The sequence below is a fragment of the Asticcacaulis sp. genome, from assembly GCF_051956075.1.
Classification (GTDB): Bacteria; Pseudomonadota; Alphaproteobacteria; order Caulobacterales; family Caulobacteraceae; genus Asticcacaulis.
In genome coordinates this window covers 40,337-65,234 of sequence record NZ_JBQCGA010000009.1, presented here as the reverse complement: position 1 = coordinate 65,234, position 24,898 = coordinate 40,337, and the positions used below count along the sequence as shown (strand labels likewise).

Below are 24,898 nucleotides of genomic sequence, written 5' to 3'. Positions count from 1 at the left end.
GAAGGCGGGTTTCGCCGAAGATGTGGATAAGTTCCCCTGCCATTCCCTGTCGCTTTGATTTGGCAGCCTCCCCATATGCCGCTATGAACAGCGCCTATGCCGAACCGAGAGACGCTCATGCCCGACGCCACAACCCCGCAACATCTCGTTCTGATCGACGGGTCGGGCTATATTTTCCGCGCCTATCACGGCCTGCCGCCTCTGACGCGCAAGTCGGACGGGCTGCCGGTCGGGGCGGTGGCGGGCTTTTGCAACATGCTCTACAAGCTGATCAAGGAGCATCGCGGCGACGATGCGCCGTCGCATCTGGCGGTCATTTTCGACGCCGGGGCCAAGACCTTCCGCAACGAAATCTATGATCAGTACAAGGCGCATCGCCCGCCCGCGCCCGAAGACCTGATTCCGCAGTTCCCGCTGATCCGCGAGGCGACGCGCGCCTTCGGCCTGCCCGCCATCGAATTGCAGGGCTTCGAAGCCGACGACCTGATCTGCACCTATACCAAGATGGCGGTCGAGGCGGGCATGGCGGTCACCATCGTCTCGTCGGACAAGGACCTGATGCAGCTTGTCGATGACGCCAGACACGTCCGCTTGATGGACCCGGTCAAATCGACGCCGGTTCACGCCGCGCAGGTGGTGGAAAAGTTTGGCGTGCCGCCCGAACTGGTGGTGGACGCCCAGGCCCTGATCGGCGATTCGTCGGACAATGTGCCGGGCGCGCCCGGCATCGGCGTCAAGACCGCCGCGCAATTGCTGACCGATTTCGGCGACCTCGACGGTGTTTTATCGCGCGCTTCGGAAATCAGGCAGGAGAAGCGCCGCCAGACCCTGATCGATTTCCGCGAACAAATCCTGATGTCGCGCGAGCTGGTCCGCCTGCGCTGCGATGTCGAGCCGCCAGCCCCGATCGACGACTTTGTGCTGAAGGACGCTGACGGCGAGGTGCTGACCGCCTTTCTGACCACGATGGAGTTCGCCTCGCTGGCGCGGCGCGTCGGCGGAACGCTCAGCGCCATGCAGTCATCCACCGCCATTGATAAGGTGCCGACCGCGCCGATCCTGCGTCCGCTCTATGGCGTGAAACCGGCCAGCCCCGCCGAGGCGGCGACCGTGCCGTTCAATCTCGACGCCTATGCCTGCGTCCAGACGCTGGACGACCTCAACGCCTGGATCGCGGAAGCCTATGCTGCGCAGGTGATCGCCATCGACACCGAAACCGACGATCTGTCGGCCTCGCACGCCAAGCTCTGCGGCGTGTCGCTGGCGACGGGTGCGAACCGCGCCGGCTACATCCCGCTTGGCCACGCGGCGTCCGACGGCCTCGATTTCGGCGACGGGGCGGGCCTGACGCAGATTCCGCTCGATCAGGCCCTCCATGCGCTGAAGCCGCTGCTGGAAGACCCGAATATTCTTAAAGTGGGTCAGAATATCAAATACGACCTGTCCGTCCTGCATCGTTACGGCGTCGATGTCGCGCCGTTCGACGACACCATGCTGATCTCCTATGTGCTGGAGGGCGGGCTGCACGGACACGGCATGGATGAGCTATCCCAACTGCATCTCGGCCATACGCCGATCCCGTTCAAGGAGGTCTGCGGGTCCGGCAAGAGCCTGAAATCGTTTAAACATGTCGAACTGGCGCCCGCCACACGCTACGCCGCCGAGGACGCCGATGTGACCTTACGCCTTTGGCAGGTGTTGAAACCGCGTCTGGCGCGTGAGGGCCTCGTCACCGTCTATGAGACGCTGGAGCGCGGCATGCCTGGCGTCCTGTCGGAGATGGAGCTGGCCGGCATCCGCATCGACCCACAGGTTCTGCAAGCCCTGTCGCACGATTTTGGCGTACGCATGAGCGAGATCGAGGCCGAGGCGCACGCGCTTGTCGGCCGCCCGTTCAATCTCAACAGTCCTCAGCAACTGGGCCAGATCTTCTTCGACGAAATGGCCCTGCCCGGCGGCAAGCGCACGGCGTCCGGCCAGTGGGCCACCGATGTGAAGGTTCTCGAAGACCTGGCGGAAAAGGGCCAGCCGCTGGCGAAACTGCTGCTCGACTATCGCCAGATGGCCAAGCTGAAAGGCACCTATACCGACAATCTGACCGGCCACGCCGATCCGAACACCCAGCGCATCCACACCAGCTTCCATCTGGCCGCGACGCCGACCGGGCGTCTGTCGTCCAATGAGCCGAACCTGCAAAACATCCCGATCCGCACCGCCGAAGGCCGCAAGATTCGCCGGGCCTTTATCGCCAAGCCGGGGCACAGGCTGATCAGCGCCGACTATTCGCAGATCGAGCTGCGCCTGCTGGCCCATATCGGCGACATTCCGCAATTGAAAGACGCCTTCGCGCGTGGCGACGATATTCACGCCATGACGGCGTCGGAAATGTTCGAGGTGCCGATGGATCAGATGACCTCGGAGATCCGTCGCCGCGCCAAGGCGATCAATTTCGGCATCATTTACGGCATTTCCGCCTTCGGCCTGTCGAACCAGCTCGGCATCGAGCGCGGCGAGGCCGGGCGCTATATCGAGACTTATTTCGAGCGCTTCCCCGGCATCAAGGCCTATATGGACGCGACCAAGGCGTTCGTGGCGGCCAATGGCTATGTCACCACCTTGATGGGGCGCAAGATTCATATCCCTGAAATCAACGGCAAGGGCGCGCAGAAAGCCTTTGCTGAACGCGCCGCCATCAATGCGCCGATTCAAGGCACCGCCGCCGATATCATCCGCCGCGCCATGATGCGGATGCCGGGCGCTCTGCGCGATGCGGGTTACACCACAACCATGCTATTACAGGTGCATGACGAGCTGATATTCGAGGCCCCCGAAGCCGAGGTCGAGGCGGTCATGCCGCTGATCCGCGAGGTGATGTCGAACGCCGCCCTGCCCGCCTACCAGATCAGCGTGCCTCTGGTCGTCGAAGCCCACGCCGCCGACAACTGGGACGAGGCGCATTGACATGACCGCTCTTCATCTCGACCATATCAATATCCAGACGCGCGACATGGCGCAGACCATCGCCTTTTATCGCGATTTGCTGGGGCTTGAGGCGAAGGCTGCGCCAAGGCGCGATCCATCGCAACGGCAATGGCTCTATGCGGGCGACAAGGTGGTCATCCATCTCAATCTGTTTGGCACGGACAATACCGTGCCGCGCGACGTCCAGCCCGGCGCGGCCACGGGCGCGATCCACCATGTCGCCTTCGAATGCGCCGATTTCGACGCCTGCGAAGCCAGGATCAAGACGATGGGCCTCGATTACGGCTTTGCCGACCTGTCGGAGATCGGCCTCAAACAACTGTTCGTCACCGATCCCAACAATGTGCTGCTGGAACTGAACTTCCGCAGCCCCTGACGCTTATTTCCCTGTATGCGGCATGATGATGCGGAACTCTCCGCTTACGTGCATCAGGCTCATCAGGTACAGCATGCCGTCGAAATAGCGCTGCTCGCCCGAAGGGGTCGGCGTGTCCCACAGGGCTTTAAGGAAGGCGTCCGAAGTCGCGCCTGGCGTCGCCGCCAGACTGCCGACTGCCGCAGTCGAAGCCATGCCGACCGAATAGCGCGTGGACAGGGGCTTGCCGTCCAGGGTGTAACGATCGGCGAAACGATCCACGCCCTGAGCATAGAGGAAGTTCTGCTGGCGGTCGCTGAGCGTCGTTTCGTTCGCCGCCTTGCCCCACCAGCTATAATCGACCGACCAATTGCTGATCGTGCGCCAGCTATCGTAACCGAACGGATCGGGCTGGCCGTCCCAGGTCAGCAGCGTCGAGCCGTCGAAATGGCTGCGGTCGGGCGCAAGACCCGTCTTCGGATCGGTCACACGGTCGAAAAAGTCGCGGCTGACATCGGCCGCCCTGGCCCAGAAGGCGCGATCCTCTTTCGGCCCCCAGCGCGACCACAACTCATAAAAAGCGGGCAGATGATAGGAGGCGTCCGTGCCGGTGACATTGGTTTCGGGTACGAAGCGGATCATGGTGTGGGCTTCATCGACCATCGGTCCGACCGTAACCGGGCGCGGCGCATTGCTGAAATGAAAGGAGGGCAGAGGTTTGCCGTCTTTTTCCGCCTGAGCCTGCATGGCGCGGTTGTTCGGGCTGGGCCACGGCGTCGCGGGCGGAACGAAGGGCGCATCGTCAGGGTGGATGCGGAACGGCGTTGTTCCAGTCAAAACCGGATGGTGGCGCATACCGCGCAGGATTTTGTCGGCTTCGGCCTTATAATTATAGATGCCCTTGCCATTGCCCCAGCGATTGGCGGCGAAATAGAGGGCCATGACGAAATATTCCTCACCGTCCGGCGCGGCGCTGACCGAACGCGGCGACCCATCCGTGCCCATCGACCAGGCGAAATAGCCGCGCGACGGATTGTTCGGGTCAGTGATCAGCATATAGGTATGCGCCCAGTTCCACAGGGCGTCGAATTCGCGCTTCTTATTGAGCTGCACGGCGATCATCATGCCGTAGCTCATGCCCTCGGTGCGCGCATCATTATTGGCCCAGTCGGTGATATAGGCCAGGGTTCCGTTGGCGTTGGCGCCGGTCTCGAAATAGACGCGCTCTTCCTGACCGTCGCCGTGGAAAAGCTGCCGGAAGGCGTCTTCGATCCTCTGATGCGTCTGAGCCGGGCTGACGCCAAGGCGCTCTGCGAACAGATTATGATAATGGCCCGTCGCATAGGCGCCCTTGCCGTCGCCGGGATGGTGCGCGAAGGGCGGCTGCGGCGCATCGACATAGGCGGTGTTCGCGGTCATCGGCGGTGGGGTCGAGGCCGCCTTTTGCTGGGCATAGGCGGGCAGGGCCGCCAGCATGATAGCGGTAACACTCGCCATCAGAGCGAGACTTCCTGTGCGCATGGTTCCAATCCTTCCTGAGACCTGGTCCTGCGGCCTGTCATCGCTTTGGCGACGCGCCGCTTATGACCGAAGGCTATACAGCTTCCCGCCGCCTGACAAGTCAGCCGCGCGTCTGCGTTTGAGGGTCAGCGTTTCAGCGTAAGGGGCTTCAGCGCCCGGCGGATCGGCTCGTCATAGAGTTTCAGCGCCGACCAGGCAAACCCGACCACCACGATAAAGGCGACGCTGGCCCATAACAGCCGGTCCTGCATCGGCGGATGGCGGAAATTGACGTAGTTCATATAGATGAACAGGAACGGGTAGTGCAGAATGTAGATCGGGTAGGAAATATGGCCCGCAAACTTGCACGCCGCCATCTCGGCGCGTCCGATCTGAGAATGCGCGCCTAAAAGCACGATCAGCGGAAACAGCAGGATCACCATCGCCACTTCCAGCAGACCATTGGCGTGCGCCACGCTCTGCGGGATGCGCGGCGCGCACATGGCTGCGATCAGAACCAGGCTGAGGACGATCCAGCCGGGACGCAGCTTCGGGAATCGGTCATGCATGCGATAGAGCCACAGGCCCAGCGTGAATGAAAACGCCATGCGCAATGTGCCGCGCCAATAACTGCCGAAATCTGAGCCCATGTCCATGCTGTTGTTTTGCGCCGCGCACCAGATCAGACCTGCGCCGGTGACGATCAGGATCGCGAACAACCAGCGCGCCTTGAGGCGGCGCAGGATCAGCGCATAGGCGATATTGCCGATATATTCCTGTAACAAAGACCAGGCCGGACTGTTCAGGCTGTGCGTGTCGGTCCAGCGGTTCGGCAGCGGCGAATGCGGCAACAGAAACGCAATCAGCACAAAGTCGATAGCGACGGTGCGTAAAGGGATCACGGACTGGGTGGCGCCTGCGAACGGGTCAAACACAAAACTCAGCACGCCCAGCACCGCCCCCAGCAGCACCAGCGGATGCAACCGCACCAGCCGCGTCAGGAAGAACTGTTTAAGGCCCATCCGCCCCCAGCGGTCATTATAGGCGTAGCCGATCACAAAGCCCGACAGGGTGAAGAAGAAATCGACCGCCAGATGGCCGTGATGCACCAACTGGCCGTTATCCGACCAGTTAGCGGTCATGCCCATGATATGAAACAGCACGACCAGCACGGCGGCCGTGCCGCGCAGCCCGTCCAGAACCTCATAATGCGGTTTGCCGGTTGCGGTGGCGTCAGGCGCTGGGGCGTCCTGTATTGGGGCGGCGGTGTGTGACATTTCATCCCATGTGTTGTGGTTGTTTGCTTCTTATCGCCGCCGTCGCGGCAGATTGTCAAATCGGCTGGAAGCGCTCCCTTCCCGATGCGCGGCCTCATCGCCATGCCTCTCCGCGCGCGAGCAGCGCAGAGTGGCGCTGACCATTTGCGGCAGTGTTAAGGCTCGATAGGAAAATTTCCGACATTTTGATTTCCATGATAAATTTATGGAAATTTTTTGCTGCCGCATTTTTTTTACGAACTTTTAAGCCACGACGTAGCATTTCGACTGTTACATTTGAAATTTCGGTAAAAACAATAGGTTGCGTGGCGCACATGTTGCAATTTCTGGATGGCGTCAATGCGCGTATAAGTTTGGCCGGGCGCATGCGTCTGCTCAGCCTCCTGATGGTTTTCCCGGTTCTTTTGACCGGATGGCTGTTGTTCCAGACTCATGAGCGAACGATCCATTTCGCCAGTCGTGAGCGCGCCGGCGCCGTTTATTTGCAAAAGGTATGGCCGCTGATGCTGGCAGGCGCCGCGCATCGCGCGCCGAGCGCGGAGGATGTGCGCGCACTGAACGACTACGCCGTATCGCATAAAGATCTGCTCGGGGGTTCCGAGACGCCTCGGTTCGACCGCCTGACCGGACGCGACCTGATGGACGCCGGTAATGCGAGCATGGCGCGGATCACCGACGCTTCCGGCCTGATCCTCGATCCGGATCTGGACAGCTTCTATATGATGGACGCCACGGCGGTGAAAGCGCCAGCGCTCGTCCTAGCCGGGCGCGAATGGCTGACGGCGCAAACCAACGCCGACGATGCGCGCAAAGAGATGGCGCTGGCGGCGTTTGACGGCGCCATTGCATCCATCGACGATTCTCTGAGCAAGTCCGGCGGCTATATGCCGTCGAAAAGTCTGCCCCAAGACACCGCCGAGGCCCTGGCCCGATTGAAGACAAACGCAAACGCATTCCGCAATGCGCCCGATCCGGCCAGTTACGACGCTTTTCTGACGGCGACCAACGCCCTGTTCGCTCCGGCGCAGCGCGATCTTGTCGGGCTTTTAAGCACGCGCATCAACCATGCGCGTGAAATCATGTTCGCCGAACTCGGCGGGGCGGCGGCCGTCCTTCTGGCCGCGCTGGCGTTCACGAGCGTGATCGCGCTGGGCCTGACGCAGCGCTTGAAGCGGCTGTCCGGCCTGATGACGCAACTGACGCGCGGCGAAGCTGTGGGCGAGATTCCGTATCAGACAGACCGTCATGAAACCGGCGTGATCGTTGCGACCCTGCTGGCCTTCAAAGACAATCTGGCGGAGACCGAGCGCATGCGTTTGATGCAGCATCGACTCGAAGAAGACGGAATCAATCAGCGTCGCGCCGCCATGATGCACATGGCCGATGCGTTTGAATCGTCGGTCATGAGCATTGTCGAACGCCTTGATCGCGCCGCGCACGCACTGAGCCTGACCGCGTCCGGTCTGTCGACCCACGCCGAGCAGACGCGGGCGCGCACGCAGGACGTCGCTCAGGCCATGGAGATCAGCAACGGCAATGTCCAGTCCGTCGCGGGCGCCACCGAAGAAATGGCCGCCTCCAGCAACGCCATCGCCGGACAGGCCGAGCACGCCGCCGAGGCCTCGACCTCAGCGGCCGCGCGCGCTCAGGACGCGACGTCAAAGGTGGGCGTGCTGACCGAAGCGGCCAACCGTATCGGCGATACGCTCAACCTGATCGCTGGCATCGCGTCGCAAACCAATCTGCTGGCGCTGAACGCCACCATTGAGGCTGCGCGCGCAGGCGATGCCGGACGCGGCTTCAGCGTCGTCGCCACCGAGGTCAAGCAACTGGCGCAGCAGACCGCCAAGGCTACAGACGAAATCGGCGTCCAGATTCGCAATGTCCAGACGGCGACGCGCGAAGCGGGCGAGGCTATGACGGCGATTGCGGACATGGTCATGGCGATGCGCGACATCTCGACCAGCATTTCCGCAGCGGTCACCCAGCAGACAGCGGCGGTCGGAGAGATTTCCCGCTCAACCTCAGAAGTCGCCAGCGCGGCGCATGGCATCAACGACGCTCTGTCGGAGGTCGCCGGAACCGCCCAGAGCACGCGTCAGGAGGCCGAAGAGGCTCTGTCCGAGGCCCAGGCCTTGAGAGACCAGACGCGCCTGCTGAAAACGACGGCGGCGGACTTCCTTCAGTCCGTGCGCGCCGCCTAGGGTCAGCGGCTCAACCCCTCTATCAAACGCAGGAGGTAGCGCTCAAACGCCTCACGCTCGTCGGGCGCAAACACGGACAGAGCCTCGTCCTGCGCCGTTTTGAGCTTCAGGCCGATCTGCGTGAAGCGCGCGCGCCCATTTTCGGTCAGATGCACCGATGGGCGCGGCGGTCGCCTGGGTGTGGGCGCCGTTCGACCCAGCCGTCTTTTTCCAGCGCATCGAGAAACAGCACGACGGACGATTTTTCGATGCCAGTGACCTTGGACAACACCGACCGCGACCTGCACGGCGCCGCGGACCTGCCCGCACACGCCGTCATCGCCGCCGCGTTCGCGCTTTTTCTGGGCTGGGCGTGGGCGATGGCGACGCGACCGGCAAAAAACCCCTGAACGGCAGGGCGTCCAGCCTTTCGCGCCGCCAAGCTTCGCTGAGGGCGCGCACGGCCTGACGCGCAGCGAAGACCAGATCGCGGCGCTTGCCTTCGGACTGCGTCAGCTCCAGTAGGGCGTCGATGGCGGCGATGTGATCGGGCTCGGCCCAGACCTGACCGGGTTTGTCCGACTGGCGGCAATAGGGACCGTCCGGGTCGCGCAGCGGAACCAGCCGGACCGGAATCAGGCGGCTGTTGCTCTCCGTCATGAAATCGAGATTGCCCGACCAGCCGGTCGCGATCACCGCGACCTCCGCCGCCATCGCCTCGGCCAGAGGCAGGCCGAACCCTTCCGCGCGATGCAGCGAGATCAACATGTCGAACCCGGCGACGAAGGCGTCCATATCCGCCGGGCTCAGACGCTCTTCAAACAGGCGGATATCGGGACGTCCCTTCAGTTCGCGCAACAGGCGGCGCGCCGTCTTCGCATCGCCGGACAGGTCGGAAATCTTCAGCGTCAGCCGCGCCGTATCGGACGGCAGCGGGAAGGCGCGCTTCCAGACATCGAGAACCGCCCACGGATTCTTGCGCGCAGGCGAGGATTTGACATCGAACAGGCTCAAAACTTCGCACAGCTCCGGCGCCATGCCGAAACGCAGATGCGCATAATCGTAACGCACGGGCGGGCTGAGCGGCACGGGGTGCGGCATGACGCGCAGCCGGTCGCTGAGATCCTCTCGGCCCGCGGCGGCGAAGGCGGCGATCAGGGCGTCGCGGACAAACTGACTCGGAACCCAGATTTCGTGCAGATAATCGGCCAGCCATACCCAGTCATCCGGCGCGCGCGGCGTCTCCCACGCCCAGTAGCCGATGCGGTAGCGATCCGCCCAGGACTTCGGATCGTGCGCCAGAAACGCAACCAGACATTCCGGCGCATTCGCGTGCAGAAACCACACGCCGCCCTTTCCAGGCAAGCGCGCGCGACCCGTCAACAGCTTGCGAAAGGCCGGGCGCAGGTCGTGACGGACAGGCTTAAAACCGGCGGCGTCAAACGCGTCGGCGCTCAACTGACCGCCGCGCCCGATCCCCAGCGTCTCGCTGAAAAAGCCGGACACGACAAACAAACCCGTTGAGGGCGTCATGGCGCCCGCCTTGACCCAGCGCTTTTGACGCCGACGGCCCAGCCAACCCAGCGCGCCGTGTATCAACGGCAGTCGAATTTTCAACGGCAGACGCCTGATCCCCAACATGCCGCCAACCTACAGACGCGACCGGGATTTTCAAGTGCGGGGATTGGTGGTTGGGCTCTGTTACAATTTTCGGAATCGCTGAGATCGACGTCACGACACAGCGTGTTGGAGCGAGATTTTTAGAAAGGCGGACGACGCCTCTCAAACCCTTATAAAATATGGCGCGCCCGGCGCGATTCGAACGCACGGCCTTTGCCTTCGGAGGGCAACGCTCTATCCAGCTGAGCTACGGGCGCTTATCAACGCCCCCGAGGGGGCGGACAACGGCGCGGAACCTAAGCTAAAGCCCGGCTGCGCTCAACCGATAAAATGCGCGACAGCCAAAATTTACGCCGATCCTATTGCGCCGCCGCGCCGGTGATGTCGTCCCAGAAACGGCGAGCGCGGCGCATGAAGCCTTGCGACTGCGCATAGGACTGCGCCTCGGAAATCTCGGCGAATTCCTTCATCAGCTCTTTCTGGCGCGCATTGAGATTCTTGGGCGTCTCGACGAACAGTTCGACGATCAGATCGCCCTTGGCGCGCGAGTTCAGGCCCGGCATGCCGCGGCCTTTCAGCTTGACCTTATGACCGGTCTGGGCGCCTTCGGGGATGACGACCTCCAGCTTACACTGGCCGTCGCAATTCTCGCCGCCCATCAGGCACGGCACCTCCAGTACGCCGCCCAATACGGCGGTCGCCATCGGCGCCGGGATCGAGCAATGCAGATCGAGGCCGTCGCGCTCGAACAGGTCGTGTTCGGCCACGCTGAGGAAGATGTAGAGATCGCCCTTGGGGCCGCCCTTGGCGCCCGCCTGACCTTCGCCCTTCAGCAGGATACGCGCGCCGTCGTCAACGCCCGCCGGGATGCGCACCTTCAGGTCGCGGTTCTTGCGCACCTGACCGTGGCCGCGGCAGTCGGAGCAGGGCTCCTTGATCGTCTGACCCTGACCGTTACAGGCCGGACAGGCGCGCTCGACCGCAAAAAAGCCGTTCGAGGTGCGCACGCGGCCATGACCGGCGCAGGTCGCGCAGGTCTGCGGCTTGGTGCCCGCCTTGGCGCCGGAGCCGTGGCAGGACTCGCAGGTCATGGTCGTCGGGACGGTGATCTCGACCTCGGCGCCCTTATAGGCCTGCTCCAGCGTGATTTCATAATCGAAGCGCACATCGGCGCCGCGCTGTGGGCCGCCCGGACGGCGCTGCTGCTGGCCGAAAATGTCGCCGAACATTTCGGAGAAGATGTCTTCGACGTTCGAGAAGCCCTGCGCGCCGCCGCCGAAGCCGCCAAAACCGCCGCCCATGCCGCCGGGGCCGCCATTCACGCCCTCATGGCCGAAACGGTCATAGGCCGCGCGCTTATTGCCATCGGACAGCACCGAATAGGCCTCATTGACCTCTTTGAAGCGCGCCTCGGCCTGAGCGTCGCCCTGATTGCGGTCGGGGTGATGCTCCATCGCCTTTTTACGGAAGGCGGATTTCAGCGTCACCTCATCGACGGTGCGCTCGACCCCCAGCACTTCATAATAACAACGCTTGCTCATCCTACTGGCCCCGAAGTCCGCCCATGCGCAGACGCAAATGTGCTGCGTCCGAATCGGGCGGTCAGATTGTCATATCTGGGAAAGAGTTTGTGCCGCGACGGCGACAGGGAGTCAAACCCCGCCGCCGTCCGCACGATGTTTGCGGACCCCGCGCCTCTCAAAAAGCGATTGCGCGCGGTCATCCTCAACGCCCTCAGGCGCTCTTGTTGTCGTCGTCGACTTCCTCGAACTCGGCGTCAACGACATTGTCGTCACCGGCCGCCTCGGCGGCTTCCTCGCCGCCCTGCTGGCCGTACATGGCTTCGCCCAGCTTCATCGACGCCTGAATCAGGGTCTGCGACTTGGCCTTGATGTCCTCGGCGTCTTCGCCGTCCTTGGCCGTCTTGAGATCGGTCAGGGCGGTTTCGATCGCCGTCTTATCCTCCGCCGCGACCTTGTCGCCGAATTCCTTCAGCGACTTTTCGGTCGAGTGGATCAGGGCGTCGGCCTGATTGCGGGCTTCGATCAGGCTCTTGCGCTTCTCGTCCTCGGCCTTGTTGGCCTCGGCGTCCTTGACCATCTGCTCGATATCGGCGTCGGACAGGCCGCCATTGGCCTGAATGCGGATCGAGTGCTCCTTGTTGGTCGCCTTGTCCTTGGCGTGGACATTGACGATGCCGTTGGCGTCGATGTCGAAGGTGACCTCGATCTGCGGCACGCCGCGCGGCGCGGGCGGAATGCCCACGAGGTCGAACTGACCCAAAAGCTTGTTGTCGCCAGCCATCGGGCGCTCACCCTGGAAGACGCGGATCGTCACGGCCGACTGGTTGTCGTCGGCGGTCGAGAAGGTCTGCGACTTCTTGGTCGGGATGGTGGTGTTGCGCTCGATCAGCGGGGTGAAGACGCCGCCCAGAGTCTCGATGCCGAGCGTCAGCGGGGTGACGTCCAGCAGCAGCACGTCCTTGACGTCGCCCTGCAGCACACCGGCCTGAATGGCGGCGCCGAGCGCCACGACTTCGTCCGGGTTGACGCCCTTGTGCGGCTCGCGGCCGAAGAAGGTCTTAACCGCTTCGACGACCTTGGGCATGCGGGTCATGCCGCCGACGAGAACGACTTCGTCGATGTCCGAAGCCTTGAGACCGGCATCCTTGAGCGCCTGCTGGCACGGGGCGATGGTCTTCTGGATCAGGTCTTCGACGAGGCTTTCCAGCTTGGCGCGGGTCAGTTTCAGGTTCAGGTGCAGCGGACCCGAAGCGTTCATCGAAATGAAGGGCAGGTTCAGGTCGTATTGCGCGACGGTCGACAGCTCCTTCTTGGCCTTTTCCGCCTCTTCCTTCAGGCGTTGCAGGGCCAGCTTGTCGGAGCGCAGATCGACGCCGTTTTCCTTCTTGAACTCGTCGGCCAGATAGTCAACGACGCGCATGTCGAAGTCTTCACCGCCGAGGAAGGTGTCGCCGTTCGTGGACTTCACTTCAAAGACGCCGTCGCCGATTTCGAGGATCGACACGTCGAACGTGCCGCCGCCGAGGTCATAGACCGCGATCTTCTTGTTGTTGTCCTTGTCGAGGCCGTAAGCCAGGGCGGCCGCCGTCGGCTCGTTGATGATGCGCAGGACTTCAAGGCCAGCGATCTTGCCCGCGTCCTTGGTCGCCTGACGCTGGGCGTCGTTGAAATAGGCCGGAACCGTGATGACGGCCTGAGTGACGGTTTCACCGAGATAGGCTTCGGCGTCTTCCTTCAGCTTTTGCAGGATGAAGGCCGAGATTTGCTGCGGCGAATAGTCCTTGCCGTGCGCCTTGACCCAGGCGTCGCCGTTCGGGCCCTTGGAGATTTCGTAAGGGACCATGCCCTTGTCCTTCTGCACCATCGGGTCGGTGAAGGTGCGGCCGATCAGGCGCTTGATAGCGAAGAAGGTGTTGGAAGGGTTGGTGACGGCCTGACGCTTGGCGGGCTGGCCGACCAGACGCTCGCCGTCGTCCATCAGGGCGACGACTGACGGCGTGGTGCGCACGCCTTCCGCGTTTTCGATGACCTTGGGGTTCTTGCCGTCCATGACGGCGACGCAGGAATTGGTCGTACCCAGGTCGATGCCGATGATCTTAGCCATGTTTCTATATCTGCTCCGTTGAGGCGAATGGATGATCTTTACCGAATGGGCGGCCTTTTAAAGACAAGCGCCGCGATGATCCATCCCCGTTAAGATGAAGTTGCGGGAAAATTCAAGCCCCGCGCGGTTTTACGCGCGCAAAAGCCTGAAAGGTTGTCACGGATATGGGAAACGAGTCATGCCCTTCAAGGGCGTGGCGCGGCAAAGCTTGCAACTTTTTTAGGGTTATAGGGTCGCAAGTCCATTGCCGCCCGGTCTGGAGATACGGTTAAGTCTCGACCCATATGGAGATCTCTTATGAGCCGCCTTTGTCTCACCTTCGCCCTTTTCGCCCTGGCCTCGCCGGCGTGCGCCGCCAGCTTCGATTGCGCCAAAGCCAGGGCGCCCGACGAAAAAGCCGTCTGCGCCAACCGGCGTTTGAGCGAACTCGACGTGAAGATGGCGACGCTCTATCAGGTCGATACCCGTCTCGTCGCCATGGGCCAGCGCGGCGACATTCAGGATGCGCAGGTTTTGTGGCTGACGCGCCGCGCCCGGTGCGGACGCGATGTCGCCTGCATCAAAAACGCCTATCGGGATCGCCTCGCCGAACTGCAAAAAACCTTTGACGCCATTGCGTCGCGCGGGCCTTTCTAGGTTTTACGGTTTCCCGCCCGGCGCCCAGGCCGGGGTGAAGTCGCTGTTGGCCAGATATTCGACCGGAACGATCAGGGACTGGATCGCCTGAGTCATGAACGGAATGTCCAGATTGGCGATGGTGTCGGAGGGATCGTGATAGGTCGGCGTCACCGCCCAGCCGGAAATCGTGTGGGCGACAATGCCTTTGAGCGCCAGCGAATAGTTGTCCGAACGCTCAAAGAAGTGCTGGTCCGGATAGAGGTCGGGCGCCACCAAAGCTCCATGCGCTTTCAAAGTCGGGCCGAGATTGGAGCGGTCAAAGCCGGTCATCATCATCTCGCCCGGCGCCATCTTGGGGTCATGCGCGCCGATCATTTCAAATTCGAGATTGGTCACGATGTCGGAGAGCGGAACAGGCGGATGCGCGCCGAAGTATGTCGAGCCCAGACCGCCGATCTCCTCAGAGCCATAGGCGACGAACAGGATCGAACGGCGCGGCGGTTTGCCGGAAGCCAGCGCGTGCGCAACCTCCATCACCGCTGTCGTGCCCGACGCATCGTCATTGGCGCCGTGCATGATCACGCCATCGGGCCTGACGCCGAGATGGTCGAGATGGGCCGAGATCAGGATCACGCCCGCCTTCGGGTCCGTGCCTTGCAGCCAGCCGATGGCGTTGGTGGTAACAGATTTGTCCGTTGTCGCGCCGTTGAGATCCAGCGTCAGGCTCTGGCCGCCCGCCTTGGCCGCCGCGTCGAAAGCTGCGTCCGACAGGGCGATCAGGTCGGGGCGCGCGCCGCCCATGCCGTTTTGCCCGCCTTCAAGCTGTGGCGCCGTGCCGGTGACGCCGCCAAAGCGCGCCAGCGCCGCCTTGCTATCGTCATTCTCGCGCACGATCAGCAGCTTGACGCCCTTTTCGCGCGCCGCGCGCCACCAGCCATACAGAGGCGTCTTGCCGGGATTGGCGATCAGCACGACATCGCCGGTCGGCAGCGCCTTGGGATCGTCGGACGCCGCCACCGTCAGCACGCCGGACAGCGACTGGCCGTTACTATAAAGTAGCGTCAGACCCGCCCCCTCATCGGTGCGCCCGGCGCCGAGCGTGACAAAGGCGTGACCGCTCAGTTTCGGGCGCGTGACCTTGGCGGTTTGCAGATAGGTATCCATGCCCGGCGCGGGCTTGAGACCATAGGCCTGAAATTCCGAAGCGACATAGACCGCGGCCACGCCTTCGTCCGGCGTCGCGCTGCCGCGGCCACGCAAGGCGTCACTGGCCAGGAAGGCTTCATGCGCGGCCACCCATTGCGGCTTAACGGTCCAGTCCTCAGCGTGCGCGACCCCCGCCATCAGCGCCATTACCGCCGCCGCCGCCATCATTCTACGCATCGCCATTACCCTTTCCGTTGCAGTCGTAACGGTTAGGCTGCGCGCGGCGCGCGGTCAAGCGCGTGGCCGTATATATGTAACCACGAAATACACGAAATCTTCGGCTTCGCCGAAGACACGAAAGAAGCGCGTTACGCTCTCATTTTCGCACCCTTTCGTATCTTTCGTGGTCAATAAAAAAGCCTCCGCGAACGGAGGCTTTTCAAAGAAAAGATGGATTGTCGCCTACGCTTTGGTGTCGATAGTCTCGCCTGTATCCTCGCCGGTTTCCGGCGCATAGCCGTTGGCCTGCGGCGCGGCGGCCTTACGGGCGGCGACGGCGACCATGGCCGGACGGATGACGCGGCCGAACAGCTCATAACCCGCCTGCATGACGGTGACGACGCCACCGCCATCGACATCGTCGGAGGGGATTTCGCTGACCGCCTGATGCAGATGCGGGTCGAACTTCTCACCCTTCAGTGGCGCGATCTTCTTGACGCCATTGCGCTCGAACGCCCCGGCCAGTTCCTTTTCGGTCATGTCGATGCCGGCGACGAAGTTCTTGAACGCCGGATCAGCGATCTCCGCCGGAGTGGCGCCCAGGGCGCGTTGCAGGATATCGGCCACGCCCAGGAGGTCGCGGGCAAAGCGCTGGATGGCGAAGGCGCGCGCGTCATTCATGTCGCGCTCGGCGCGGCGTTTGACGTTTTCGGCGTCGGCGGCGTAGCGCAGGGCCTGTTCCTTCAGGGCCGCATTCTCCGCCGTCAGCTTTTCCAACTCGGCGTTGAGCAGCGCATCGGCGTCCTGCTCCAGATTGGCGCCTTCGGTTTCGGGCGTATCGCTCATGGTCTTGACTGATCCTTCAAATGTCGCCGGAGGCCGCTAGTCGATGAGGCGGCCCAGAATCCGGGCGGTGTAGTCCACAAGTGGGATGATGCGCGCATAATTCAACCGGGCCGGGCCGATCACGCCGATGGCGCCGACCACGCGGGCGGCGCCGGTCTTGGGCTGCTGCACCATGTAGGGGGCTGCAATAACAGCCGAGCCGGACAAAGAAAACAGTTTCGACTCCGCGCCGATGAAAATTCTCACCCCCTGCGCCCCGGCGACGTCGTCGAGCAGGTCGATCAGCTCCTCTTTCTGCTCCAGATCCTCGAACAAAGAGCGCACGCGCTCCAGATCCTCGGCGCTCTGCCCGGCCCCAAGCAGGTTGGCGCGCCCGCGCACGATCAGGGCGCGCTGGCCCGCATCGCCGCCCGACCAGACGGCCAGCCCCGTCTCGATCAGGGTCGCCGCCGCCTCGTCCAGCCGCCGCTTTTCGGCCTCCAGCTCGGCCTTGAGACTGGCGCGCGCCTCGCTCAGGGTGCGCCCGCGCAAATGCGTATTCAGATAGTTCGACGCCTCGATCAGCACGGACGGCGTCATCCCGGCCTGCAAGGCCATCAGCCGGTTCTCGACCCGCCCATCGGCATAGACCAGCACGGCCAGCGCCTGATCGGGACCAAGGGCGACAAATTCGACATGGCGCACCCCGGCCTCGAACGCCGGGGTCATGACGATCCCGGCGCCGCCCGCCAGACCCGACAGGATATTGCTGGCCTCGTGCAGAGCCTGATCGAAGGTCTGGCCGCGCCCTGTCAGGCGCGCCTCGATGTCGCGCTTGTCGTCTTCGGGCAGGTCGCCGATTTCCAGCAGGCCATCGACGAACAGGCGTAAGCCCTGATGCGTCGGCAGCCGCCCGGATGAGGTGTGCGGCGCGGACAGAAGCCCTAAGTGCGCCAGATCCTGCATGGTGTTGCGGATCGAGGCGGGCGACAGATGCACCCCGCTTTTCGACACGGTGCGCGAGCCGACCGGCTCTCCCGTCTCAAGATAGGTCTCGACGACGTGCCGGAAGATGTCGCGCGCCCGCGCGTCCAGTTCGCTCAGGGGCGCTGTCGAATTGAGCAGACTCATCGAATAGGGCGAGTGTTTCATGAGCTTATTTTAGCAAATACGGTTGCGGCGCCACAAGTCTTTAGACTTTTCAGCGCCGATGAACGGGTATAGCCTCGTCTTTCGAGATCGCGCCGAAGGATGCTCCCCATGCCTGTCGCTATGCTTATATCGTTCGCCCTGACCGCCGCCGCAACCGAACCGACCTATCAGGTCGCGCCGCCTTCGCCCGTCGCCAAGGCGCTGAACGCGCCGCAGCCCGCGCCCTCGGCCTATTCCGATCTCAACGCCGCCCCGACGGTGCGCGTCGCAGAGACTCTGGCGCCGGGACAGCTCCGAATCTTCGGCCCCGCGCCGCGCAATCATGACTTCATGGCGCCCGACGACCGTTACGCCTCTGGCCCCTATGCCTGCAATGACAAGGCCTGCAAGGTGCGCACGCCTGCCTACAACACGCAGCCGCCGTCGCAGCGCGAACCGGACGGACGCGATCATTACTGAAGTTTTCCTTTGAACTGTGCCCCCCGAACCTGTTAGGCACGGCCCGACAGGAGACATACTATGTCGCAATTCGACGCGCTCGCCGCGCTCAAGACCATCCGCCCCTCGAACCGCCAGCCCGATCAGATGCGCGCCGTGACGCTGGAGACCGGCGTGACGCGCTACGCCGAAGGCTCGTGCCTTGTGACGTTCGGGCACACCAAGGTGCTGGTCACGGCCTCCGTGGAGCAGGGCGTGCCATCCTTCCTCAAGGGCAAGGGCCAGGGCTGGGTGACCGCCGAATACGGCATGTTGCCGCGCTCGACCCACACCCGCTCGCGCCGCGAGGCCGCGCAGGGCAAGCAGTCGGGCCGCACCCAGGAAATCCAGCGCCTGATTGGCCGCTCGATGCGCGCCGTCATCGACCTGAAAGCTCTGGGCGAACGCCAGATCACCCTCGACTGCGACGTCTTGCAGGCCGATGGCGGCACGCGCACCGCTTCAATCACCGGCGCCTGGGTTGCTTTGGCTCAGGCCTGCGACAAGCTGGTCGCGGACAAGATCATTCCCGCCTCGCCCCTGCTCGATCAGGTCGCCGCCATCTCCTGCGGCATCTATCAGAACACGCCGGTTCTGGACCTCGACTATGATGAGGACTCCACCGCCGAGACCGACGCCAACTTCGTCGTCACCGGCTCCGGCGACGCCGTCGAGATTCAGGCTACGGGCGAAAAACGCGGCTTTTCGCGCGCCGAGTTTAACACGCTCTACGACCTGGCGCTCAAAGGCGCGGACGAGCTTTTCGCCCTGCAAAAAACCGCGCTAGGCAAATAAACCTCTGAAAATACGATCAATCCTGCTGCCTTGACGGAGCATTCATGCTGCGCACCATGCTTTGTGTTGCATCACAATATATTTGATGCGGTCGTAATCAATTGGCAGGCTTCACATGTTAATGCTAGCCTTCGGGTTAACGGTAACAGAGTTTACACACCACCATGCTCTATTCGCTGCATGAATACGCCTATTACACGGCGGCGCCTTTCCGGGTGATGGCGCAATTGACGCGCGACTTCTGGGGCTCGAAGCTGAATCCGGCCTCTGACACGGCTCTGGGCCGCACCATGTACGCCTCAGCCGAGCTGTTCTCCAACGTCACCAAGCGTTACAACAAGCCGGACTGGCGCATCACTACGGTCAGCATCAATGATCGCGACGTACGTGTGCGCACGATCGAGGACTGGTCCTCGCCCTGGGTCAGGCTGCTGCGCTTTCAGCGTGACGTGACCGACCTGCGCCGCGCCGGGATCAAGAAAACCCAGCCCGCCGTGCTGATCGTCGCGCCGTTGTCCGGCCACTACGCCACCCTGCTGCGCGGTACGGTCGACCAGTTCCTGCTCGACCACGACGTTTACATCACCGACTGGGTCAATGCGCGTCAGGTGCCGGTGCTGGAAGGCCGTTTTGACTTCTACGCCTATATGGACTCTATTCGCGACATGCTGACCGCCATCGGCGCGCGCGTCCATATTGTCGCCGTGTGCCAGCCGGGACCGCCGGTGCTGGCGACGGCCTGCCTGATGGCGGAGGATAAAGATCCCCTGCGGCCCGCCTCGATGACCTTTATGGGTTCGCCGATCGACGCGCGTTTCAACCCGACCGTGACCAATGATCTGGCGCAGGAAAAGCCGTTCACCTGGTTCAAGTCGAACATGGTCCATACCGTGCCGCCGCCCTATCCGGGCGTGGGCCGCCGCGTCTATCCGGGTTTTGTGCAGCTCTATTCCTTCATGAGCATGAACGAGGCGCGCCATACCGACGCGCATTGGGACTACTTCAATTCTCTGGTCGAGAACGACGGCGAAAGCATCGAAAAGCACCTGGAATTTTACGACGAATATCTGTCGGTGCTGGACCTGACCGAGGAATTCTATCTCCAGACCATCGACCTGGTGTTCCAGAAATTCGCCCTGCCCAAGGGCGAGCTGACCCATCGCGGCCGCAAGGTCGATACGAAGGCGATCACCGACATCGCCCTGATGACGGTCGAGGGCGAGAAGGACGATATTTCCGGCGTCGGCCAGACCCAGGCCGCCCACGGCATGTGCCCGAACATTCCCGACGCCATGAAAGAACTTTACGTCCAGAAGGGCGCGGGTCATTACGGCGTCTTCAATGGTCGGCGCTTCCGCGACGAAATCTATCCGCGCATCCGCGATTTCATCGCGCGCCACGATGCCGCCTGACGGCTGGTTTTCGCCGCGCGCGGCTTACGCCGACGGACAGGCGATTGATTGCGGCGATTATGTCCTGCGGCTGAAGGTCAACCGCCGCGTCCGCCGCATTTCCCTGCGCATCGACAACAGAAGCGGCGAGGCCGTGGTCTCGGCGCCGTCGCTCCGCGGCCTGAAGGACGCGGTCGCCTTTGCAAAAGCGCGCCATGACTGGATTCTGCAGGTTCGCCGCCGCGAACCGGAGCGCGCGCCGTTCGCGCCCGGTCTGAGGCTGGAGATACGCGGCCATCCGGTCACCCTGGCCGAAGCGCCGGGCGTCGTCACGCCGCGCGCCGTCGAGGGCGAAGACGGCTGGCGGCTGGTGACCAGCGGCGACGCGAAAGTTTACGCCCGCCGCGTCGAGCGTTACCTGCGCGCTCAGGCTTTAAAAGCTTTCCAGACGGAAACCGACGCCTGCGCGGCCCGATTGGGCGTTTCCGGCGTCAAGGTCTCGCTGTTCGACGCCAAGGCGCGCTGGGGCTCCTGTACGCCGGGACGCAAGGCGATCCGCTATTCGTGGCGCGTCATCCTGGCCCCGCGCGAGGTGTTCAGCTATCTGGTCGCGCACGAGGTCGCGCATCTCAAACACCCCGACCACAGCCCCGCCTTCTGGGCCACCGTCACCGAGCTTTACGGCAGGGACTGGAAACCGGCGCGCACATGGCTGAAGGAACAGGGCCACAGCCTGTTCCGGTTTACGTAAAAAGCCCCGGTCGACGCCGGGGCTTTCTCATTATTGGTTCTTCTTCTGGGCCTGCGAGAAGATGTCGTCCAGCGACGGATCGTCCTTCTTCGCCGCCGGTTTTTTATCTTCCGGGTTCGGAATCGGCTGCATGGTGACCATGGGCGGCAGGCCGTCCTCGGTCTGCTGTTGGTTGTCATTGGCCGCCGCCTGCGACGCCGCATAGGCGCTGGCCTGCGAGCCGAGCAGATCCTGCAAGGCGTCCTCGGCCACCGGCGACAGGGTTCCGCTGGCCGGCGGACCGTCGGGGATCGGCGAGACCTGAATGCGTTTCAGCGCCGAGGTCATATAGGTTTTCCAGATCGCCGCCGGAGTCGAGCCGCCGGTCACGCCCTTCATCACCGTATTGTCGTCGCGCCCGACCCAGACCACGGTGACGAAGCCGCCGGTATAGCCGTCGAACCAGGCGTCGCGGAAGTCGCTGGTCGTGCCGGTCTTGCCCGCCAGATCGTAGCCGGGAATCGCCGCGCCCGTGCCGGTGCCGCCGTGCATGACGACACGCATCATCTGGTTCATCTCCATCAGAGGCGGGTTGTTGATCACGCGCACGCGCCCGCCGTCCTGCGACGGGTCGCGGTACTGATACAGCACCTTGCCCGAGGCGGTGCGGATGCGGATGATGCCGTGCGCCGACGCCTTGTAGCCGCCATTGGAGAATGGAATATAGGCCTGCGCCATCTCGATTGGCGCGACTTCCGAGGTGCCGAGCGCCATCGCCGGATCGGTATTGATCGACGATGTAATCCCCAGACGGTGCGCGACCTCGGCCACCTTGCCCCGACCGACATCATTGGCCAGACGCGCCGCCACGGTATTGACCGAGTGTTCGAGCGCGGTCTGCAGGTCGATCAGACCCATATAGGTCTTCTCATAATTCTGCGGCGACCAGTCGCCGATCGAATAGGGTTCGTCCACCACCGGCGTCGAAGGCTGATAACCGGCCTCCATCGCCGCCAGATAGACGAACGGCTTGAACGACGACCCGGTCTGACGCTTGGCCATGGTGGCGCGGTTATATTGCGAGTCGGCGTAAGAGACGCCGCCGATCATGGCGCGGATGCGCCCCTCGCCATCGACCGAGACCAGCGCGGCCTGCTCGACGCCCTTTTTCGCGTCGCGCGCCATAATGGTCTGCACCGCCCGCTCCGCATCCGTCTGGATCGGCAGGTCGAGCGTGGTCTCGACGATCAGGTCTTCGGTATTGTTCGGCCCGACCAGTTCGCGCACCTGCGAATCCAGCCAATCGACGAAATACTGCGCATGCGCCGAGGCCAGGGTCTTGGAGACATTGATCGGGGTGCGCAGGGCTTCGTCGCGCTGTTCCGGCGTGATCACCTTGGAGTCGACCATTTCGTTGAGCACGATCAGGGCGCGCTTGCCCGCCCGCTCCTGATCCGACAAGGGCGAATAGGAGTTGGGCGCCTTCATCAGGCCCGCCAGCATGGCCGCCTCGCCGATGCTCAAATCCTTGGCCGGCTTGTTGAAATAGCGCTGCGACGCCGCTTCGATGCCATAGGCGCCGGCGCCGAAATAGACCCGGTTCAGGTACAGGGCCAGAATCTGTTTCTTGGTGTATTTGTGCTCAAGCCAGATGGCGATCATCAGCTCCTGCACCTTGCGCTTGATGTTCTGATCCGCCGACAGGAACAGATTGCGCGCCAATTGCTGAGTGATGGTCGAACCGCCGGCCAGATTGCCGCCCTTCTTGCGCTTGAACACGTCGTAGAACAGGCCGCGCGTTATGCCGATCGGATCGAAGCCCGGATGGGTGAAGAAGCGCCGGTCCTCAATAGCGACGAAGGCCAGCGGCACATAGTCGGGCAGCTTGTCGATATCGACCGCCGCCGCCGCCTGCGAGCCGCGCACCGCGATCAGCGCGCCGGAACGGTCAAGATAGGTGATCGAGGGCTGCTTGTTGATCTTGTCCAGCGAGGAAATGCTGGGCAGGCCAATCGCCATGAATCCCAGAAAGGCGACGGTGAAGATCGCCGCCCAGATCACCAGCACCGTGCCCCAGTACAACAGGGCCTGAATCGGCGTGCGGCCGCCACGGCCCCTGCCCCCCTGCGGAGCGTTACCCTTAGCCATTCGTCATCCTTACTTGCGGACCCGTTGCAACCGGCCCTTCGTCGCGCCTCGACCCGACCTCTATAGCCGATGACGCGGCCCCTGTCGCGTTAAACCTAAGACAGGTGTAAAGCGCCGATTTGGCCAAATTAAGGGTTAACAGGACCGACGAACCAGCTTACCGGCGAAACCATGCCCGACGCCTCCGTTCGCAGTCCCGATCTTGACGCACCCAGTCTTGATGACGCCGAGGCGGTTCTGCGCGAGGTCTTCGGCTATGACGGTTTTCGCGGGCGTCAGGCCGAGGTGCTGCGCGCCGTTCTGGCCGGACGCGACGTGCTGGCCGTGCTGCCGACCGGCGGCGGCAAGAGCCTGTGCTATCAAATTCCCGCCCTGCTGCACGCCGGTCTGGTGCTGGTGATCTCGCCGCTGATCGCGCTGATGAGCGATCAGGTGGCGGCGCTGAAAAGCCGCGGCGTGCGCGCCGAACGCTTCGATTCCTCGCAAACCCTCGACGAGCGCACGCGCATCTGGGACGAGGCGAAGGCCGGGACGCTCGACCTTCTCTACCTGTCGCCCGAAGCCCTGATGCAGGGCTTTGTGCTGGAGCGCATGGCGCGCCTGCGACCGCGTCTGATCGCCATTGACGAGGCGCACTGCATCAGCCAGTGGGGCCACGACTTCCGCCCGGAATACCGCGCCCTTGGCCAGGTCCGGCACTTGCTGCCCGGCGTGCCGATGCTGGCCCTGACCGCCACCGCCGACGCCCAGACGCGCGCCGACATCAAACAGGCGCTCGGCGTGCCCGAGGCCGAGGAGATTGTCGCGGGTTTCGACCGCCCGAACCTCTCCTTACGCTTTGAACGCCGCAACGGTCCCGCCGCCAAGGCCGTGGCTGGGTTGCTGCGCCGTCAGAAGGGCGCGGCGGGCATCGTCTATTGCGGCTCGCGCGACGGCGCGGAAAAACTGGCCGAGGCCCTGATCCGCGAAGGCCACGCAGCGGCTTCCTATCACGCAGGCCTGCCCGCAAAGACGCGCGAGCAGCGCCTGAGCGACTTCATGAGCGGCAAGGTTCGCATCATGGTCGCCACCATCGCCTTTGGCATGGGGATCAACAAGGCGGATGCGCGCTTCGTGATCCACGCCGATCCGCCGTCCTCGATGGAGGCCTACTGGCAGGAGGTCGGGCGCGCGGGCCGCGACGGTCTGCCCGCCTTCGGCGTCTGCTTTTACGGCCCCGGCGATCTTGGCTGGGCGTTGCGGCGGCTCTCATTGCGCGAGCAGGAGGGCGCGCCCGACCAGTCCGCGCAAAAACAGAAGGCGCGCGACTTCTTCAGCTTCGTGCTGGGGACCGATTGCCGCCGTCAGGGCGTGAAGCGCTATTTCGGCGAAGAGGCGGGCGCGCCTTGCGGCCATTGCGACAACTGTCTGGCGCGCGGCGCTGGCAAAGACATTACCGAGGCGGCGCAGATGCTGATGTCGGCCCTTTACCGCCTCAACGGCCCACGCGGACGTAAAAAGCTGATTGAGCATGTGCGTGGCGTCGCGGAGAAGCCCGACTTCACCACGCGCATGCCGACTTTCGGCGTGGCGAAGGGCTGGGACGCGGACACCCTGGCCCACGCGCTCGACCAGTGCGAAGCGGCGGGCCTGATTGAGGAAACCCTCTACGACAACCGCATGCCGATCATCGGCTTACGCGACGCCGATCTGGTGCGGAGCCTTTTCCGGGGCGACCTGCGCTTTCGGATGCGGGGATAGGCTTTATCCACAGATAAGCCAGATATTCAGGATTTGCTTCACGCTACCGCTATCGATGGTGCGCGTCGATAAAGACCGGCTCCGGCATTGCCGGAGCCATTTTCAGGTTTTCG

General features: G+C 63.1%; 21 protein-coding genes and 1 tRNA gene. 9 read left to right on the top strand and 13 right to left on the bottom strand.

The features are described from left to right. The first annotated feature begins 117 nt into the window (after nt 1-117). The gene (gene polA, locus ACTHLA_RS02630; protein ID WP_440185099.1) at nt 118-2,961 is read left to right on the top strand and encodes a DNA polymerase I; all 2,844 of its coding nucleotides are present in this window, start codon (nt 118-120) and stop codon (nt 2,959-2,961) included. Nucleotide 2,962: 1 nt separating this feature from the next. Beyond that, nucleotides 2,963-3,358, top strand: coding sequence for a VOC family protein (locus ACTHLA_RS02625; protein WP_440185097.1), 396 nt, complete (start codon nt 2,963-2,965; stop codon nt 3,356-3,358). A 3-nt stretch (nt 3,359-3,361) separates the two neighbouring features. Here the strand turns inward: ACTHLA_RS02625 and ACTHLA_RS02620 are convergent, their stop codons facing one another. From ACTHLA_RS02620 to ACTHLA_RS02610, 3 genes are all read right to left on the bottom strand, one after another. Further along, the gene (locus tag ACTHLA_RS02620; RefSeq protein WP_440185095.1) at nt 3,362-4,858 is read right to left on the bottom strand and encodes a glycosyl hydrolase family 8; all 1,497 of its coding nucleotides are present in this window, start codon (nt 4,856-4,858) and stop codon (nt 3,362-3,364) included. A gap of 125 nt (nt 4,859-4,983) precedes the next feature. Next, nucleotides 4,984-6,114: an acyltransferase family protein gene (locus ACTHLA_RS02615; RefSeq protein WP_440185092.1), complete on the bottom strand. Its 1,131-nt coding sequence runs from the start codon at nt 6,112-6,114 to the stop codon at nt 4,984-4,986. Nucleotides 6,115-6,208: 94 nt separating this feature from the next. After that, the gene (locus ACTHLA_RS02610; RefSeq protein ID WP_440185090.1) at nt 6,209-6,430 is read right to left on the bottom strand and encodes a hypothetical protein; all 222 of its coding nucleotides are present in this window, start codon (nt 6,428-6,430) and stop codon (nt 6,209-6,211) included. On the opposite strand from ACTHLA_RS02610, the gene ACTHLA_RS02605 reads away from it, so the two are divergent. Beyond that, the gene (locus ACTHLA_RS02605; protein WP_440185087.1) at nt 6,429-8,318 is read left to right on the top strand and encodes a methyl-accepting chemotaxis protein; all 1,890 of its coding nucleotides are present in this window, start codon (nt 6,429-6,431) and stop codon (nt 8,316-8,318) included. The genes ACTHLA_RS02610 and ACTHLA_RS02605 overlap by 2 nt on opposite strands. Before the next feature lie 2 nt (nt 8,319-8,320). Here the strand turns inward: ACTHLA_RS02605 and ACTHLA_RS02600 are convergent, their stop codons facing one another. The 6 genes from ACTHLA_RS02600 to dnaK form a co-directional block, all read right to left on the bottom strand. Then, nucleotides 8,321-8,473: a hypothetical protein gene (locus ACTHLA_RS02600; RefSeq protein WP_440185085.1), complete on the bottom strand. Its 153-nt coding sequence runs from the start codon at nt 8,471-8,473 to the stop codon at nt 8,321-8,323. Further along, the gene (locus ACTHLA_RS02595; RefSeq protein ID WP_440185082.1) at nt 8,464-8,637 is read right to left on the bottom strand and encodes a MarR family transcriptional regulator; all 174 of its coding nucleotides are present in this window, start codon (nt 8,635-8,637) and stop codon (nt 8,464-8,466) included. Before ACTHLA_RS02595 ends, ACTHLA_RS02600 begins: the two co-directional genes overlap by 10 nt. Beyond that, nucleotides 8,634-9,938 (bottom strand): glycosyltransferase, encoded by a 1,305-nt coding sequence (locus ACTHLA_RS02590; protein ID WP_440185079.1) that lies wholly within the window; start codon nt 9,936-9,938, stop codon nt 8,634-8,636. The genes ACTHLA_RS02595 and ACTHLA_RS02590 overlap by 4 nt, the downstream gene beginning before the upstream one ends. Nucleotides 9,939-10,097: 159 nt before the next feature. Further along, nucleotides 10,098-10,174 (bottom strand) — tRNA-Arg (locus tag ACTHLA_RS02585). A gap of 102 nt (nt 10,175-10,276) precedes the next feature. After that, a complete protein-coding gene (gene dnaJ / locus ACTHLA_RS02580) occupies nt 10,277-11,458 on the bottom strand; it encodes a molecular chaperone DnaJ (protein ID WP_440185076.1) in 1,182 nt (393 codons plus the stop codon). 193 nt (nt 11,459-11,651) lie between these two features. Beyond that, nucleotides 11,652-13,577 (bottom strand): molecular chaperone DnaK, encoded by a 1,926-nt coding sequence (dnaK, locus tag ACTHLA_RS02575; protein ID WP_440185259.1) that lies wholly within the window; start codon nt 13,575-13,577, stop codon nt 11,652-11,654. Between the two features lie 264 nt (nt 13,578-13,841). Here dnaK and ACTHLA_RS02570 point away from each other — a divergent pair, with 264 nt between their 5' ends. Next, on the top strand, nt 13,842-14,180 hold the full coding sequence (locus ACTHLA_RS02570; RefSeq protein WP_440185074.1) for a lysozyme inhibitor LprI family protein: 339 nt from the start codon (nt 13,842-13,844) through the stop codon (nt 14,178-14,180). A gap of 3 nt (nt 14,181-14,183) precedes the next feature. On the opposite strand, the gene ACTHLA_RS02565 is transcribed toward ACTHLA_RS02570, so the two are convergent. From ACTHLA_RS02565 to hrcA, 3 genes are all read right to left on the bottom strand, one after another. Beyond that, nucleotides 14,184-15,551, bottom strand: a complete 1,368-nt coding sequence (locus ACTHLA_RS02565) for a M28 family metallopeptidase (protein WP_440185072.1) — start codon at nt 15,549-15,551, stop codon at nt 14,184-14,186. A 219-nt stretch (nt 15,552-15,770) separates the two neighbouring features. Continuing rightward, nucleotides 15,771-16,373: a nucleotide exchange factor GrpE gene (grpE, locus tag ACTHLA_RS02560; protein ID WP_440185070.1), complete on the bottom strand. Its 603-nt coding sequence runs from the start codon at nt 16,371-16,373 to the stop codon at nt 15,771-15,773. Nucleotides 16,374-16,409: 36 nt separating this feature from the next. Next, the gene (gene hrcA, locus ACTHLA_RS02555; RefSeq protein WP_440185256.1) at nt 16,410-17,483 is read right to left on the bottom strand and encodes a heat-inducible transcriptional repressor HrcA; all 1,074 of its coding nucleotides are present in this window, start codon (nt 17,481-17,483) and stop codon (nt 16,410-16,412) included. A 129-nt stretch (nt 17,484-17,612) separates the two neighbouring features. On the opposite strand from hrcA, the gene ACTHLA_RS02550 reads away from it, so the two are divergent. The 4 genes from ACTHLA_RS02550 (at nt 17,613) to ACTHLA_RS02535 (ending at nt 20,918) form a co-directional block, all read left to right on the top strand. Continuing rightward, nucleotides 17,613-17,963 carry a hypothetical protein gene (locus ACTHLA_RS02550; RefSeq protein ID WP_440185068.1) on the top strand — a complete coding sequence of 117 codons (351 nt, stop codon included), beginning with the start codon at nt 17,613-17,615 and terminating at the stop codon, nt 17,961-17,963. Nucleotides 17,964-18,059: 96 nt separating this feature from the next. Next, entirely contained in the window at nt 18,060-18,776 is a 717-nt protein-coding gene (gene rph / locus ACTHLA_RS02545; RefSeq protein WP_440185253.1) for a ribonuclease PH, read from the top strand. Nucleotides 18,777-18,940: 164 nt separating this feature from the next. After that, complete coding sequence (locus ACTHLA_RS02540) at nt 18,941-20,188, top strand: polyhydroxyalkanoate depolymerase (RefSeq protein ID WP_440185066.1); 1,248 nt, start codon at nt 18,941-18,943, stop codon at nt 20,186-20,188. After that, entirely contained in the window at nt 20,178-20,918 is a 741-nt protein-coding gene (locus tag ACTHLA_RS02535; protein ID WP_440185063.1) for a M48 family metallopeptidase, read from the top strand. The genes ACTHLA_RS02540 and ACTHLA_RS02535 overlap by 11 nt, the downstream gene beginning before the upstream one ends. A gap of 30 nt (nt 20,919-20,948) precedes the next feature. Here the strand turns inward: ACTHLA_RS02535 and ACTHLA_RS02530 are convergent, their stop codons facing one another. Then, nucleotides 20,949-23,045 (bottom strand): transglycosylase domain-containing protein, encoded by a 2,097-nt coding sequence (locus tag ACTHLA_RS02530; RefSeq protein ID WP_440185060.1) that lies wholly within the window; start codon nt 23,043-23,045, stop codon nt 20,949-20,951. 171 nt (nt 23,046-23,216) lie between these two features. Here ACTHLA_RS02530 and ACTHLA_RS02525 point away from each other — a divergent pair, with 171 nt between their 5' ends. Further along, entirely contained in the window at nt 23,217-24,785 is a 1,569-nt protein-coding gene (locus ACTHLA_RS02525) for a RecQ family ATP-dependent DNA helicase (protein ID WP_440185058.1), read from the top strand. Nucleotides 24,786-24,898 lie beyond the last annotated feature (113 nt).